Origin of the sequence: Sphingomonas sp. UBA978 (assembly GCF_002292295.1) — a bacterium.
Lineage (GTDB): Bacteria > Pseudomonadota > Alphaproteobacteria > Sphingomonadales > Sphingomonadaceae > Sphingomonas.
On record NZ_DBBS01000005.1, the window covers coordinates 262879 to 278290 of the forward strand.

Genomic DNA, 15412 nt, shown 5'->3' on the forward strand with positions numbered 1-15412 from the left:
GTGCGCCTAACAGGTCGGACCGCGGCTGACAAGCGTCCGATGCGGCTTTTGCGGCTTTACGCCTCGTTTACCACGGAGCGTGCACAAGCGGTGCCGAACCAGGAATGCAGGCCTGGCGGATGAAGGGTTTGGGCATGGATACGGTGCGCGGTTTCGAGGACGAGCGGCTGGAACTCGACGACGGGATCGATGCGGGCGGCGATCGGGGCGTCGACCAGCAGGGCGTCGACGATGCGATGTTCGACCTCGGCGGCGACGAGCGGCGCATGCACGTGCGCGCCTACAACCATTGGGTGTCGCTGCTGAAGGGCCGCGCCTATCCGGGAATCGACGATCTCGACCCCGCCAGCATCGCCGATTTCGGCCCGCACAGCGTGCTGCTCGATTTCACCGCGGGCGTCGACGATCCGACGATCGCCTATCTCGGCCGGTCGCTGCGCGAAGAATGCGGGCTGGAGACGACGATCACCCGCATCGCCGACGTGCCCGGCCGGTCGTTGCTGTCGCGCCTGACCGATCACTATTTGCAAATCATCGCCAACCGTGCGCCGATCGGGTTCGAGGCGGAATTCGTCGGCACGCGCGGGCGTACGACTCTGTACCGCGGCATCCTGATGCCCTTCTCGTCCGAAGGCGAGACGATCGATTTCATCTACGGCGTCATCAACTGGAAGGAGATGGTCGACGACGAGACGCAGGCGACGCTGGATGCCGAGCTGGTCGCCGCCGTACGCGCCGCACCGGCGGCACCGACCGATTCGCCGGTCTGGGCGGACGGCCCGAGCGCCGGGTTCGAGGCCGTCGACGCATCGGCCGATGGGGTGCTGACCGGGTCGCTCGGCGACCGGCTGATGATGGCGCGCGAAAGCGCCGCCGCGGTGCGTGCCGCCGATACGCGCGGCCGGTCGGCGCTGTACCGGGCGCTGGGCCGCGCGCACGATTTCGGCCTCGCCTGCGATGCCGACGCGGCCGGCTATGCCGAACTGCTCGCCGCGGCCGGCGTGAAGGTGTCGCCACGCGCGCCGATGACCGCGGTGGTCAAGCTCGTCTTCGGCGCCGATTACGACAAGACCCGCCTCGCCGAATATGCCGCGGTGCTGGGCCACGCCCGTCGCGAGGCGCTGCCCGCGGGCATGCTCGCGCATGTCCTCGAACAGGCCGAGGGCGGGATCAAGGCGATCGTCGCCGCCGAGCGGAGTGCCAAGCGCCCCGCCAGGCCGCCGACCGTCTTCGATCGCGTCGCCGCCGAGCTGCGCGCGCTGCCGACGCTGGGCAGCATCGCGATCGGCGCCGGATCCGACGAGTTCGTCGTGCTGCTCGCCCGCGCCGGCGAGAACGGCACGGTCGACGTCATCAAGCGCATCGAGGGCAAGGGGCTGGTCGAGAGCATCGCGCGCAAGGCGGCTTCCTGAGCCGACCTGCCGCGATCGCGGATCGACCATAGATTATTGCGCCTGCATGTAATTTTCGCACTGCAGCAAAGCTTGAAGCGCGGCGATGGCAGGCGCATAGGCGCGGGCTATGGCCGACCAGAACCAGAGCATGGCCGAGGCGCTCGCCGCCCGGCTGACCAAGGGCGCGCTACCGGGAGAGCTGACCGGCTTCGGTGAAGCGGAGCGGGCCGCCGCGGCCGCGTTCGTCGCGCAGACCGCAGGCCGGCGCGAGTCCGGCAGGCCGGCGATCGCGCTGGAGGCGATCGCATCGGACGACGTGCGGCGGCGGATGCGCCTCGCCATCGTCAACGACGACATGCCCTTTCTGGTCGATTCGATCGCCGCCGCGATCGGCGAGCAGGACCTCGACATCGATCGCGTCATCCACCCGGTGGTGCGGGTCAGCCGCGATGCCGACGGCAAACTGACCGACATCGGCGGTGCGGGCAGCCCCGAATCGATGATCTATATCGAGCTGGAACGCGCCGATGCGCGCGACCGGCGCGGGCTGATCGAGGAGCTGACCGCAGTGCTCGCCGACGTGCGCGCCGCCGTCACCGACTGGCCGCAGCTGCAACGCGCGATGGCGCGCGACGAGGCGACCCTGCCGCAGGGCGAGGGCGCGGCGCTGCTGCAATGGTTCCTCGACGGGCAATTCACCCTGCTCGGCCACCAGATCTGGCGCCGCGACGGCAGCGCCGGCGACGCACTGGGGCTGGCGCGCAACCCGCATCAGACGCCGGTGCTGGCGGAGGCGAGCCGCGCGCTCGCGATCCGCTGGTTCGAGGATGGCGGCGAGGCGCCGCTGCTGCTCAAATCCAGCCTGATCTCGACCGTCCATCGCGCCGTGCCGCTCGACCTCGCGATCGTGCCGATCATCGAGGCGGGCGAGATCACCGGCCTGTCGATCCACGCCGGCCTGTGGACCAGCGCCGCGCTGAGCGCCCGGCCACGCGACATCCCCGTGCTGCGCGCGCGCCTGTCGGCGCTGGAGGCGAAGTTCGGCTTCGATCCCAAGGGCCATGCCGGGAAGGCGCTGACCCATGCGCTGACCGCTTTGCCCCACGACCTCGTCGTCGCCTTTCCCGCGCCGGCGCTGGAAGAGGTGGTGCTGACCGCGATGAGCCTCGCCGACCGGCCGCGGCCGGCGCTGGTGCTGGTGCGGTCGGCGCTGGGGCGGCACCTGTTCGCCTTCGCCTGGCTGCCGCGCGACGACCTGACCACCGCGCGCCGCGTCGCCATCGCGCAGATGCTGACCGAGGCGTCGAACGGCAGCGTGCTCAACTGGTCGATCAGCCTCGACGACGGCGTCGTCGCGCTGCTGCGCTACACGATCGACCTGCGCGGATCGGGCCGGATGCCGGAGACCGAGCCGCTCGCCGAGCGGCTGCGCCGGATGGTCCGCGGCTGGGTATCGGACGTCGAGGCGGCGCTGGCCGAACGGGTGCCGACGCAGCGCGCGGCGCGGCTGGCGCTGCGCTGGGCGCAGGCCTTCCCGCCCAATTATCGCAACGTCAGCAGCGCGGCGGAAGCGGCGGCGGACATCCTGCGGCTGGCGGGACTCGACGACGCCGACGCGCGTTCGGTGCGCATCTTCCCGATCGTGCCCGGCGAGGACCGGCAGCTCAAGATCTACAAGGCGCATGGCGCACTCGCGCTGTCGGACGCGGTGCCGGTGCTGGAGAATTTCGGCTTCCGCGTCATCGGCGAACTGCCGACGCGGCTGCGCGAGGACAATGACAGCTTCGTCCACGATTTCGTCGTCGAGAGCGACGCCAGCGGCGAAGGCCATGACGCCGCCGTGCTGGAAGGCGCGATCGCCGCGGCGCTGGAGGGCAAGGCGGAGAACGACGCGTTCAACCGCCTGATCGTCGATGTCGGCCTGTCGCCGCAATCGGTCGTGCTGCTGCGCGCCTGGTTCCGCTACCTGCGCCAGGCGGGCCTGCCCTATGGCCTGACGACGGTGGTCGACGCGCTGCGCCGCGCGCCCAAGCTGACCAAGGCGCTGCTCGCACGCTTCGCCGCGGCGCACGATCCGGCCAACCCCACCGACGTGCAAGGCAGCGACGAGGCGATCGAGCGCGGGCTCGACGCGGTGTCGGCGATCGACGACGATCGTATCCTGCGCGCCTATCGCAACCTGATCGCGGCCTGCCTGCGCACCAATGCCTTCGCGCCCGCCGCGGCCGAAGCGCTGGCGTTCAAGCTCGACAGTCATCTGATCCCCGGCCTGCCCGCCCCCGTGCCGTGGCGCGAGATCTGGGTCTACAGCCCGCGTGTCGAAGGCATCCACCTGCGCGCCGGCCCGGTCGCGCGCGGCGGCCTGCGCTGGTCCGACCGCCGCGACGATTTCCGCACCGAGATCCTCGGCCTGATGAAGGCGCAGCGGGTCAAGAACGCGGTCATCGTGCCGACCGGGGCCAAGGGCGGATTCTATCCCAAGCAGCTCCCCTCCCCCGCGCTCGACCGCGACGCGTGGCTGGCGGAGGGGACCGAGAGCTACCGCATCTTCATCCGCTCGCTGTTGTCGATCACCGACAATATCGTCGACGGCGCGGTCGTGCATCCGCAGGGCGTGGCGATCCTCGATGGCGAGGACCCCTATTTCGTCGTCGCCGCCGACAAGGGCACCGCGACGTTCAGCGACGTCGCCAACGCGCTGGCGCTGGAGCGCGATTTCTGGCTGGGCGACGCCTTCGCCAGCGGCGGCAGCGTCGGCTACGATCACAAGGCGATGGGCATCACCGCCAAGGGCGCCTGGGTGTCGGTGCAGCGCCATTTCGCCGAACGCGGCGTCGACGTGCAGACGCAGCCGATCACCGTCGTCGGCTGCGGCGACATGTCGGGTGACGTGTTCGGCAACGGCATGTTGCTGTCCAGGACGCTCAAGATCGTCGCGGCGTTCGACCATCGCCATATCTTCATCGATCCGAATCCCGATCCGGCGGCCAGCTGGGACGAGCGCGCGCGCATGTTCGCGCTGCCGCGGTCGAGCTGGGCGGATTACGACGCCGCGCTCATCAGCGAAGGTGGCGGCGTCTGGGCGCGGAGCGAGAAGGTCATCAAGCTGTCGCCCGAGGCGCAGGCCGCGCTCGGCATCACCGCGACGCAGATGGACCCGGCCTCGCTGATCTCCGCGATCCTGAAGGCGCCGGCCGACCTGCTGTGGTTCGGCGGCATCGGCACCTATGTGAAGGCCGCGGCGGAGAACAACGTCGCGGTCGGCGATCCCGCCAACGACCGGCTGCGCGTCAACGCCGAGGAACTGCGCGTCACCGCGATCGGCGAGGGCGCGAACCTGGGCGTCACCCAGGCGGCGCGCATCGCCTTTGCGCAGGCGGGCGGGCGCATCAACACCGACTTCATCGACAATTCGGCCGGCGTCGATTGTTCGGACAACGAGGTCAACATCAAGATCGCGCTCAACCGCGAGATGAACGAAGGGCGGCTCGGCTTCGAGGAGCGCAACGCGCTGCTCGCGAGCATGACCGACGACGTCGCGCATCTGGTGCTGGAGGACAACCGCCTGCAGACGCTGGCGCTGTCGATCGCCGAGGCGGACGGCGCCGCCGCGATCCCGAGCTACGTCCGCGTCATCGAGATCTTCGAGGCCGACGGGCGGCTCGACCGCGCGGTCGAGGGGCTGGCGGGGAACGAGGACCTGCTGCGCCGCGGCCAGGAGGGGATCGGCCTCAGCCGCCCGGAACTCGCGGTGCTGCTGGCGACCGCCAAGCTGGCATTGCAGGACGGCATCGAACATGCGCCGCTGGCGATGGCGCCGGAACTGGCGCCCGACCTCTACGCCGCCTTCCCCGCGGCGATGCAGCGCGATTATGCGACGGCGATCGACGAACACCGGCTGCGGCCCGAGATCGTCGCGACCAAGCTCGCCAACCGCATCGTCAACCGGATGGGCGTGCTGTTCCCGTTCGAACTCGCCGAGGAGGAAGGCGCCGCGGTCGCCGATATCGCCGCGATGTTCGTCGTTGCCGAGCGCCTGTTCGGGCTGGACGCGATCTGGGGCGAGATCGAGCGCGCCGCGATCACCGAGGGCGCCCGCATCGCATTGTTCAACGAGGTCGCGGTGGCGACCCGATCGCACATCGCCGACCTGTTGCGGGCGACCCCGCCGGGGACGCTGCCGGGCGCGGTGCTCGACCGGCTGGGCAAGGGCATCGCGCAGCTGGAGGCGCAGACCGCGTCGCTGCTGCTCGAGGAGGCGAGCGCACAGAGCGCGCGCATCACCGCCGAGCTGGAAGCGGCGGGGGCGCCCGCCGATCTGGCGCAGCGCGTCGTTCGCCTGTTCGATCTGGACGGCGCGGTCGGGCTGGCGTCGCTCGGCGAGCGGCTCAAGCTGGACGAGATCGAGCTGACGCGGGCGTTCACCCATCTGGGGCAGGCGCTGGGCCTCGACTGGGCGCAGGCGGCGGCGGCGCGGATCGAATCGAGCGACCCGTGGGAGCGGCTGCTGCTCGCCGGCCTCGCGCGCGATTTCCAGCAGCAGCGGCTGGAATTCCTCGCGCGCAGCGGCGGCAGCGATCCGCGGGGTGCGGTGCGCGACTGGCTGACCGCCAATGCCGCGCGCGTCGGCCAGTTCAAGACGGTGGTCGACCGCGCCCGCCACGCCGCGCAGCCGAATGCGGCGATGCTGGCGCAGATCGCCGGCCAGGCGCGGGTGCTGCTGGGCCGGTGACGTCCAGTCTCTCCCTTCCTTCGGGGGGGGGAGGGACAGGAACGCGCCGTTCGCCCCGAGCCCGTCGAAGGGCCGAACGGATCAGGGTCCGGTTAGCGCCGCGCCACCCGCGCGCGCCAGCCGCGGGCGCGCCACCACATGATGATCCCCGTCACCGCCAGCGCTGCGGGCAGCAGACCGCCGACGAAGATCACCAGCTGCCAGACGATCCCCATCCCCTCGCCGTCGTGGATGCGGCGCATCAGCTGCGCGGTCCCGCCGGGTGCGCGCGACGGCGCGGCGACCGCGATGCCGCCGTCGTCCGCCACCTTGACGGTGCCGCCGCCGGCATAGGTCACCGTCCAGTCGGGCGTGCGCGTCGTCGGCCAAGCGATGCTGCGGATCGGTCCCTGCCGCACGGTATTGGCGCGCGCGACGACGGTGCCGATCGGCTGGGCGGGATCGGCGAGCGCCGGTGCGCGCAGCGTCGCGGACCGATCGGCCCCCCGCGGTACGCCGCCGGTCAGACGCGCGAAGACGCCGGGAAAGCTGATCCACGCGCCGGTCAGCGACAGGACGAACAGCGGCAAGGCGATCCAGAAGCCCATGACGAAGTGCAGGTTGGTGTCGGTGTTCCGATGCCGCCGCCAGCGCAGCCCCTTCACCCAGGTGCCGACCGTCGGCCACCACAGCCACAGACCGGTGAAGCACGACACCATCATCGCCACGCCGATCCAGCCGACGATCTGCCGCCCGATGCCGGGCACCTGCAAACTGCCGTGCAGGACGTGGAGGAAGCGGACGAGCCCCGCATTGCCGGGCGCGACCTGCAACACGCGCGCGGTCGGCGGATCGAGATAGACCATCGTCCGCGCCGGCGGCCCGCGCCGGGCGGGCTGCGCGTCCGCCGGCTGCGCCGCGATCACCACCGGGCCGCCGGCTTCGGGCATGGTCAGTTGCGCCACCCGGTCACCGGGCGGCAGCGCCGCATGCGCGGCGGCGAGATAGGCGTCCGCGGACAGCAGCGCATCGCCCGTCACCGCATAGCGCGACGGATTGACCAGCCGGTCGAGCCCGTCATGCCAGACCAGCGCGGCGCCCGACAGCGACAGCGGCACGATCAGGATCGCAAGCGTCAGCCCGATCCATTTGTGGACCTGAAACCACGTCCGCCGCCATGCCACTGTGCTCATCCGTCGCTCCCGTCCTCCCGGACGGGGGTCGCATGCAGGTCCTGTTCGGTCAATCGCGCCGCGAACAGCCAGCTGCGCAGCGCGCTGGCGAGGTTGGGCGGTTCGTCCGCGGCGATGCGCAGCACGTCGATCTGCGCGACCAGCGCGGACAGCGGCAGCGCATGGGCGACCGCGGCCAGCTCCAGTGCGCGCCAATAGGCAGGCTCGAGGCTGATCGAGGTCTGATGGCCGGCGATGGTGATCGAGCGCTTGACCGGCCCTTCGAAGCCGAACGGCGGCGGCGTGACCTCAGGCATCGGCCCAGCGGCGCAGCAGATTGTGATAGATGCCGGTCAGCCGTACGACGGTGGGATCGCCCTGCCCCTGCGCCGCCGCGACCGACTGGATCGCGCCGTCGAGTTCGAAGAGGGTCCGCCGCTCGCCGTCGTCGCGGACCATGGATTGCAGCCAGAAGAAGGATGCGGTGCGTACCCCGCGCGTCACCGGCGTGACGCGGTGCAGACTGGATGCGGGATAGAGGACGAGGTGCCCGGCAGGCAGCTTCACCGTCTGCGGACCGAACTGGTCCTCGATCACCAGTTCGCCGCCATCATAGGCCGCCGGGTCTTCGAGGAACAGCGTCGCCGACAAATCGGAGCGGATGCGGAAGTCGGTGCCGCGCTGGATGCGGATCGCATTGTCGACGTGGAGGCCAAAATCCTGCCCGCCGGCATAGCGGTTGAACAGCGGTGGGAACACCTTGAGCGGCAGCGCCGCCGCGAAGAACAGGGGCGAACGCCCCAGCGCCTCCAGCACCATCGCCGCCGCCTCGCGCGTGGCCGGCGCATCCTCCGGCAATTGCTGGTTGCGCTTGGCGAGCGCCGCCTGCGGACCGGAGGTGACGTTGCCGTCCACCCAGTCGGCCGCGTCGATCAGCGCGCGCAGCCGCGCCACGCCGTCGGCGTCGAGCACATCGGGAATGGCGATCAGCATGTCATCGTGCGTCCGGGTCTCCTCCCCGCCGGGGGGCGGGGAGAAGCTAGCAAGCCTAGAAGCTGTAGAACAGGCTCAGCACCGCCGAGCGCGCCTCGCCCGGCGCGGCCCAGCCGTTGTTGCGGATGGTGGTGTAATATTTCTCGTTGGTGAAGTTCTGGACGTTGACCTGCGCGGTCAGGCCGCCGGCGAAGCTGTAGGCCAGATAGGCGCGGTGGATCAGGTAATCGTCCGACCGGTATTGCGTCGGCGCGGCGAGGCTGGCCGCGTTGAGCGCGAAGCTGCCCTGATAGGTCAGGCCATAGCCGACCTCGAGCCCGAACGGCAGCTTGTAGGTGGTGAACAGACTGCCCGAATGCTTCGGGGTCTGGACGAAATAGGTGCCCCGCTGCGGATCGGGGTTCGCGGCGCTGTTGCCGCACGCCGTGCTGGGATTGGCGATGCAGCGGTCGGAGATCGACTGGAGGATCTCGCCGTCGAGATAGGTGTAATTGGCGAAGATCGTCCAAGCGCGGGTGACGTTGCCCGATGCGCCGAGCGCGATGCCGTCGACGCGGGCGCGTCCGTCGAGCACCTGCGTCGCCGCCGGCAGGACCGGATCGTTCGACGCGACGCGGAAGTTGGTCCGTTCGTTGCGGAACACCGCCGCGGTCAGTTCCAGCCGGCGACCGAACAGCCCGGCCTTGATCCCCGCCTCATAGTTCTTGGCGGTCTCCGGTGCGACGTCGCACGGATCGAACACCACCGCACCCGCCGCCGAGGCGACGCCGCAGCCGAGGCGGACGGTCGCCGACGACGGCGTCCTGGCATTGCCGTAGCCGGCATAGAGGCTGACGTCGCGAATTGGGTGGAACACCGCGCCGACGCGGTAGGAGAACAGCTTTTCATGGCTGGTCTGCGGCGCCTGCTGCGCGGCGGTCAGCGCGGCGGTCCCCGGCGGCACGACGGCGAGCGGCAGACCGCGGAACGTCGCATCCTGCACTTCCCAGCGGACGCCGCCGTTCAGCTCGAAATAGCGCCCCAACTCCAGCGTATCGAACGCATAGACCGCGAGGTTGCGCGTCTCCGATTTGGACTGCGCCGTCACCGTATAGTTGATCGGCCCGGTATAGACGGTGTTGGGGTTGCCGAAGTTGATCTGCGGCAGCACGACGAGCGCGCCGGCGCCGTTGCGCGGCAGCGATGCGGCGGTGATCGCATAATCCTCGACCGACGCGGACATGCCGACGTTGGCGACGTTGCGGATGCCGCCCTTCTCGCCCGTTTCCAGCCGGATGTCGGTCTGGTTGACGAGCAGCTGGTTCTCCTGATCGCGCACCAGCCCGCGCGGACCGCTCGGCTGGTACAGCCCCGGCGCGACGGTGATCGTCTGGCTCGGGCGGAACACGCCCGCGGCATCGGCGAAATTGGCGAGCGTCGCGGTGCAGGCGGTGCCCGTCGGCGTCCGGTTGGTCGCGGTCAGGCAATAGGTGCCCTGCGGCGCGCTGGTGACGCTATACTGGCCGACGCGCTGCCACCGGGTCAGGTTGCGCACCGACAGCGCGTCGTTGACCTGATGGCGGAAGGTCGCGGTGAAGCGATCGACCGTCGTATCCTGCCGGTCGAGGTTGGCGATGCCGAAATAGTCGCTGCGATCCACCCCGGCCAAGGGGCCATTGTTGAAGGCGTTGCGGAAATAGGGGACGCCATAGATCGGCGTGTTGCGATCCTCCTGATGGACATAGGCGAGCGTCAGGCTGGTCGGCCCGTCGATGCCGATCGTCACCGAAGGAGCGATGCCCCAGCGCTTATACTTCTCGACATCGCGGCCGGGCACGTCGTTGCGGTGATAGGCGCCGTTCAGCCGCACCGCGATATTGTCGCCGACGCGGCGGTTGGCATCGATCGCGCCGCGATAATACTCGTCGGTGCCGACCGATCCCTGCACGATCGTCAGGTCCTCGGCGCGCGGCTCCTTGGTGACGAGGTTGATCGTGCCGCCGACGCTGCCCGAGCCGTTGAAGACCGAGTTGGCGCCATTGTAGACCTCGATCTGCTGGATGTTGAACGGGTCGGTCCGGCTGTACTGCGCGCTGTCGCGGATGCCGTCGACGGTGATGTCGTTGTTGGCCGAATAGCCGCGCAGGTTGATGCTGTCACCATAGCCGCCGCCGCCCTCGCCGGCACCGAAGGTGATGCCCGGGATCGTCTGCAGCGCGTCGCGCAGGGTCTGGAGGTTCTGCTTGCGGATCACCTGGTCGGAGATGACGGTGATCGTCTGCGGCGTGTCGATGATCGCGCTGGTCGCCTTGGGGCTCTCGACGACGCCGGGTGCGGCATCGTTCTTGCCGTTGACGACGATCTCGTCGCGCTCGACCGACCGCTTCGCATCCTGCGCCTGTGCATCGGCGATCGCTTTCGCCCGCTCTGCCGCACTCGCCGGCGCGGTGTCGGCCGCCATGGCCGGCGCCGATGCGATGAACCCGACGCACGAGAGTGCGAGGAATGACGATGTCTTCATGTAAGTCCCCCTTCGTTGAGGGGCGCTTAATGCGAATGATTATCATCGTCAACGCTATTGCGAGTGACATGCATGAATAAGAACAGCCCACCCCCAACGGCTTTTTAACGCTGCCGTGGCATTCCCGCCGGCGACGCAGCATGAAGGCCCCGGGGTGTTCGACGTTTCCAAGTTGCCGGCGATGCGTAGCCAACGGCCCGCGTACGCATTGCTCATGGGGCAAGCGACGGGCGCAGTGGCATGTATGGGTGCCTTCGGCTTTCGCTACGATCTCCCGGCGATCGCGCTTTTGGGCATTGCGGGTCTGCTGCTATCCGCAGCGGTGGCCGCGCTGACCCGCCGTCGCATGTCCGATGCCGCGCTGTTGCTGGAATGCTACCTGCTCCTGCTGGCCAGTGCCGTGATATTATCAGCGGTCACTTGCACGCTCGCGGCGACCAAGGCGCCCTATGTCGACGATATCCTGATCGCGATCGACCGCGGTCTGTTCGGTTCGAGCTGGCTGGATATCGCGACGTTCTTTTCGCGACGGCCGCTGACAACGGCGATATTGTCGTTCGTCTACAGCAGCCTGTCTTGGCAGCCCTTCGTCATACTCGGCTTGTTGGTGCTCCGCCGCAGACATCGCGAAGCGCGGTCGATCACGCTCACCTGGCTCCTCGCGTCGACCCTGTGCGTCCTGGCGATGCCGGTTGCGCCGGCGCTTGGCGGCTATTTGCATTACGGTACCAGACCGGCCGACTTCCCGTATGTGCTCGTTACCGCCGCATGGGATTTCGAGCCGCTGATTACGGCGATCAGAAGCGGGCAGCTCCGCGCGCTGGGCGCCGCGCCGATCGTGGGTATCGTGACGTTCCCCAGCTTCCATGCGGCCGGGGCGATCATTCTCGGCTATTACGGCCGGCACGCGGCAGCCGGATTTGCGATCGTCGCCATCAACGCGGCGATGCTGATGTCAACCGTCCCGATCGGTGGCCACTACATCGTTGACGTATTGGCCGGCGCGGCGATCGCCCTTGTTGCAATAACCATTACCGCCTCGGTTCACGCCTCCGCCGCATCGGGTCGACCGGCAGAAACGGCGGGCTCCCGGCCACAGGACATACTGGCTGTCCGCTGATCGACTGCGGGCGACATGCGTCACGGGGTATCGAACAGCGCCGCGAGTTGTTCGATGATCGTGCCGCCGAGCTGTTCGGCGTCCATGATCGTTACCGCGCGCGCATAATAGCGCGTCACGTCGTGGCCGATGCCGATCGCGACCAGCTCGACCGGGGACTTGCCCTCGATCCAGCCGATCACCTGACGCAGGTGCCGCTCCAGATAGCTGCCCGAATTGACCGACAGCGTCGAATCGTCGACCGGAGCGCCGTCGCTGATGACCATCAGGATGCGCCGCTCCTCGGGCCGCGCCATCAGCCGCGCATGCGCCCACAGCAGCGCCTCGCCGTCGATATTCTCCTTGAGCAGCCCCTCGCGCATCATCAGGCCGAGGTTGGTGCGCGCGCGCCGCCACGGCTCGTCCGCCTTCTTGTAGACGATGTGGCGGATGTCGTTGAGCCGGCCCGGCTGCGGCGGGCGGCCGGCAGCGAGCCACGTCTCGCGCGCCTGCCCGCCCTTCCACGCGCGGGTGGTGAAGCCGAGGATCTCGGTCTTGACGCCGCACCGCTCCAGCGTCCGCGCGAGGATGTCGGCGCTGATCGCGGCGATGCCGATCGGCCGGCCGCGCATCGACCCCGAATTGTCGATCAGCAGCGTCACCACCGTGTCGCGGAAATCCGTCTCGCGCTCGATCTTGTAGCTGAGCGACTGGCCGGGGGTGACGACGACGCGGGCGAGGCGCGCGGCGTCGAGCATTCCTTCGTCCTGATCGAAGTCCCACGAGCGCGACTGCTGCGCCATCAACCGCCGCTGCAACCGGTTGGCGAGCTTCGACACCGCGGATTGCAGATGCGCCAGCTGCTGGTCGAGATAGCCGCGCAGCCGCGCCAGCTCCTCGGCGTCGCACAGGTCGGTCGCGGCGACCACCTCGTCGAACTGCGTCGTCCACGGCTTGTATTCGAACTGCGGCATGAAGTCGCTGTTCGGCCGGTTGGGGCGGACCGGCTGCATCCCCTCCTCGCCATCGTCGCCGGGTTCGCCGTCGAGGTCGTCCATCGATTCGTCGCCGAATTCCTGGCCCTCGCCGTCGTCGCTGTCCGATTCTTGCGCCTCGCCGCGGGCATCGACCTCGCCGTCGCCCTGCCCCGCCTGGTCGTCGTCGCCCTCCTCGCTCTCGTCCTGCTGCTGTTCGTCGGTGCCTTCGTCCTCCGATCCGCCGTCGTCGGCATCCTCGGGCAGCACCTCGCCCTCGACCAGTTCGAGCTCTTCGAGCATCTTCATCGCGAGACTCTGGAACGCGCGCTGGTCGTCGAGCGCGAGGCTGAGCGCGGACAGGTCGGTACGCGCATCGATCCATTCGCGCACCAGCGCTAGGCCCGGCGCAGCGACGGCGGGCGCCTCCACCCCGGTCAGCTTTTCGCGCACCAGCAGCGACAAAGCGGTGGACAGCGGGACCTCTTCGCGCGTGCGGGCGCGGGTGATCGGATCGGCGCGCAGCCGCACGTCGAGCGAATGCGCCAGATTGTCGGCGATACCGGCATAGCCGCGGCTGCCGAGCGCCTCGATCCGCGCGGTCTCGACCGCGTCGAACACCGCGCGCGCCACCGCCTCGGCCGGCGCACCCTTGAGGTGCATCGCGGTGTCGTGATGCTTCAGCCGCAGCGCGAAGCCATCGGCGAAGCCGCGCGCCTCGGCGACCTGCTCGGCCGGCAGGGCGCGCGCGGGCATCGGCACCTTGATATGCTTGCCGCTCTGCGTCGGCTGGTCCGCGGTGAACGCCAGTTCCACCTCCGGCTCCTCGGCGATCGCACGCGCCGTGCCGGCGAGGACCGCCTTGAACCGGTCGAGGGGGGTTTCGTTCGCCATTATTCGCCCAATGCCCGCAGAACAGAATCGCGAAGCGGCGGTATGTCGTTTCGCGCGATATCGAAGATCAGACGCCTGTCGATCCGTCTGTATTCGTGCCGAAGGCGATTGCCGAGACCACGAATCTCGTTCCACGGCAGGGGAATCTCCATCGCTGCGATCGCATCCGGACCGATCTGTACGATCGCCTCTGCAACGCGTTCCAAACAGCGTTCGACTGCATCCACCGTCTTGCGATCGGCCAGAAACCGGTCGAGGTCATACCCCGTCAGATACTCCGCGATATGATCGGAATATTCGACGATATGTTCCAGTCGCAATCGCACGCGGTCAGAAGACACGGACACGATCCCGGTCGATCGCGGCACGCAGACGAATTTCGTCGGTCGGCTCGGTCATGAAATCGACCTTCGCACCGAGCATGTCCTCGATCTTTCCTTCGATGCCGAAGAAGCCGAAGGGGCCAAGTGCCCGGACCGCATCGTAATCGATCGACGCGACCAGATCGACGTCGGAATCCGGCCGGGCTTCGTCGCGGGCCGTCGAACCGAAGAGTGCGAGACGTGTGATCCCGAGGCGCCGCAAATCTTCTTCGCGCGCGCGCAACCTTGTCAGAGCCTCGGCCTTCGTCACGCCGTCCTCCTACGCCTTCCCGACCACGCTTTCCGGCAGGTCCTTGCCGAACACGCGCTGGTAATATTCCGCGACCAGCGGGCGTTCGTTTTCGTCGCATTTGTTGAGGAAGCTCAACCGGAATGCGAAGCCGACGTCGCCGAAGATCAGCGTATTCTGCGCCCAGGTGATGACGGTGCGCGGGCTCATCACCGTCGAGATGTCGCCGTTGATGAATCCCTTGCGCGTCATGTCGGCGACGCGGACCATGTTGTCGACGGTCTTCTTGCCCTCCGGCTTGTCATATTCGCCCGACTTGGCAAGCACGATCTGCGATTCGATCGCGGCGGGCAGGTAGTTGAGCGTGACGACGATGTTCCAGCGGTCCATCTGGCCCTGGTTGATCTGCTGCGTGCCGTGATACAGCCCGCTCGTGTCGCCCAGGCCGACCGTATTGGCGGTCGCGAACAGGCGGAACCACGGGTTGGGACGGATGACGCGGTTCTGGTCGAGCAGCGTCAGCTTGCCCTCCGTCTCCAGCACGCGCTGGATCACGAACATCACGTCGGGGCGGCCCGCGTCATATTCGTCGAACACCAGAGCGGTCGGCGTCTGCAATGCCCAGGGCAGCAACCCCTCGCGGAATTCGGTCACCTGCTGACCGTCACGCAGCACGATAGCATCGCGGCCGATCAGGTCGATGCGGCTGATATGCGCGTCGAGGTTGATGCGGATGCACGGCCAGTTGAGGCGCGCCGCGACCTGTTCGATATGGCTCGACTTGCCGGTGCCGTGATAGCCCTGCACCATCACGCGGCGGTTGTGCGCGAAGCCCGCCAGCACCGCCAGCGTCGTATCGGGATCGAACACATAAGCGGGATCGAGGTCGGGGACGCGCTCGTCCGCCTCGCTGAAGGCGGGCACCTGCATGTCGCTGTCGATGCCGAACAGGTCGCGCACGCCGACCATCTTGTCGGGGGCGTCCAGGATCGTGGTTTCGCGGCTGTCGGGCTGGGTGTTGGGAATGTCGGTCATCGCGGTCGGGGCACCATTCGGGCTGGGG

The 15412-nt window shown here is 68.6% G+C and carries 11 protein-coding genes; 3 read left to right on the forward strand and 8 right to left on the reverse strand.

Features of this window, described 5'->3' with window-relative positions:
* Positions 1-134 precede the first annotated feature (134 nt).
* On the forward strand, positions 135-1412 hold the full coding sequence (locus B2515_RS02880; RefSeq protein WP_293873445.1) for a PAS domain-containing protein: 1278 nt from the start codon (positions 135-137) through the stop codon (positions 1410-1412).
* Between the two features lie 109 nt (positions 1413-1521).
* Positions 1522-6126 carry an NAD-glutamate dehydrogenase gene (locus B2515_RS02885; RefSeq protein ID WP_293873447.1) on the forward strand — a complete coding sequence of 1535 codons (4605 nt, stop codon included), beginning with the start codon at positions 1522-1524 and terminating at the stop codon, positions 6124-6126.
* Between the two features lie 92 nt (positions 6127-6218).
* Here B2515_RS02885 and B2515_RS02890 read toward each other — a convergent pair whose 3' ends face one another.
* From B2515_RS02890 to B2515_RS02905, 4 genes are read right to left on the reverse strand one after another with little or no spacing between them, the layout of a single operon-like run.
* The gene (locus tag B2515_RS02890; RefSeq protein ID WP_293873449.1) at positions 6219-7298 is read right to left on the reverse strand and encodes a PepSY-associated TM helix domain-containing protein; all 1080 of its coding nucleotides are present in this window, start codon (positions 7296-7298) and stop codon (positions 6219-6221) included.
* A complete protein-coding gene (locus B2515_RS02895; protein WP_293873452.1) occupies positions 7295-7594 on the reverse strand; it encodes a ribbon-helix-helix domain-containing protein in 300 nt (99 codons plus the stop codon). Before B2515_RS02895 ends, B2515_RS02890 begins: the two co-directional genes overlap by 4 nt.
* Positions 7587-8270 (reverse strand): Fe2+-dependent dioxygenase, encoded by a 684-nt coding sequence (locus B2515_RS02900; RefSeq protein ID WP_293873455.1) that lies wholly within the window; start codon positions 8268-8270, stop codon positions 7587-7589. Before B2515_RS02900 ends, B2515_RS02895 begins: the two co-directional genes overlap by 8 nt.
* Before the next feature lie 55 nt (positions 8271-8325).
* On the reverse strand, positions 8326-10770 hold the full coding sequence (locus tag B2515_RS02905; protein WP_293873458.1) for a TonB-dependent receptor: 2445 nt from the start codon (positions 10768-10770) through the stop codon (positions 8326-8328).
* Between the two features lie 154 nt (positions 10771-10924).
* On the opposite strand from B2515_RS02905, the gene B2515_RS02910 reads away from it, so the two are divergent.
* Positions 10925-11890 carry a phosphatase PAP2 family protein gene (locus B2515_RS02910; RefSeq protein ID WP_293873461.1) on the forward strand — a complete coding sequence of 322 codons (966 nt, stop codon included), beginning with the start codon at positions 10925-10927 and terminating at the stop codon, positions 11888-11890.
* Positions 11891-11910: 20 nt separating this feature from the next.
* On the opposite strand, the gene cobT is transcribed toward B2515_RS02910, so the two are convergent.
* From cobT to cobS, 4 genes are read right to left on the reverse strand one after another with little or no spacing between them, the layout of a single operon-like run.
* Positions 11911-13737, reverse strand: coding sequence for a cobaltochelatase subunit CobT (gene cobT, locus B2515_RS02915; RefSeq protein WP_293873464.1), 1827 nt, complete (start codon positions 13735-13737; stop codon positions 11911-11913).
* Positions 13737-14078, reverse strand: coding sequence for a DUF86 domain-containing protein (locus B2515_RS02920; RefSeq protein ID WP_293873467.1), 342 nt, complete (start codon positions 14076-14078; stop codon positions 13737-13739). Before B2515_RS02920 ends, cobT begins: the two co-directional genes overlap by 1 nt.
* A complete protein-coding gene (locus B2515_RS02925) occupies positions 14068-14370 on the reverse strand; it encodes a nucleotidyltransferase family protein (RefSeq protein WP_293873469.1) in 303 nt (100 codons plus the stop codon). Before B2515_RS02925 ends, B2515_RS02920 begins: the two co-directional genes overlap by 11 nt.
* 9 nt (positions 14371-14379) lie before the next feature.
* Positions 14380-15384 carry a cobaltochelatase subunit CobS gene (gene cobS, locus B2515_RS02930; protein WP_293873470.1) on the reverse strand — a complete coding sequence of 335 codons (1005 nt, stop codon included), beginning with the start codon at positions 15382-15384 and terminating at the stop codon, positions 14380-14382.
* Between the last annotated feature and the right edge of the window lie 28 nt (positions 15385-15412).

What these genes read in the sequence shown, in the direction of transcription:
- B2515_RS02880 (WP_293873445.1), top strand. Translation starts at nt 135, where the DNA reads ATGGATACGGTGCGCGGTTTCGAGGACGAGCGGCTGGAACTCGACGAC.
- B2515_RS02885 (WP_293873447.1), top strand. Translation starts at nt 1,522, where the DNA reads ATGGCCGACCAGAACCAGAGCATGGCCGAGGCGCTCGCCGCCCGGCTG.
- B2515_RS02890 (WP_293873449.1), bottom strand. Translation starts at nt 7,298, where the DNA reads ATGAGCACAGTGGCATGGCGGCGGACGTGGTTTCAGGTCCACAAATGG.
- B2515_RS02895 (WP_293873452.1), bottom strand. Translation starts at nt 7,594, where the DNA reads ATGCCTGAGGTCACGCCGCCGCCGTTCGGCTTCGAAGGGCCGGTCAAG.
- B2515_RS02900 (WP_293873455.1), bottom strand. Translation starts at nt 8,270, where the DNA reads ATGCTGATCGCCATTCCCGATGTGCTCGACGCCGACGGCGTGGCGCGG.
- B2515_RS02905 (WP_293873458.1), bottom strand. Translation starts at nt 10,770, where the DNA reads ATGAAGACATCGTCATTCCTCGCACTCTCGTGCGTCGGGTTCATCGCA.
- cobT (WP_293873464.1), bottom strand. Translation starts at nt 13,737, where the DNA reads ATGGCGAACGAAACCCCCCTCGACCGGTTCAAGGCGGTCCTCGCCGGC.
- cobS (WP_293873470.1), bottom strand. Translation starts at nt 15,384, where the DNA reads ATGACCGACATTCCCAACACCCAGCCCGACAGCCGCGAAACCACGATC.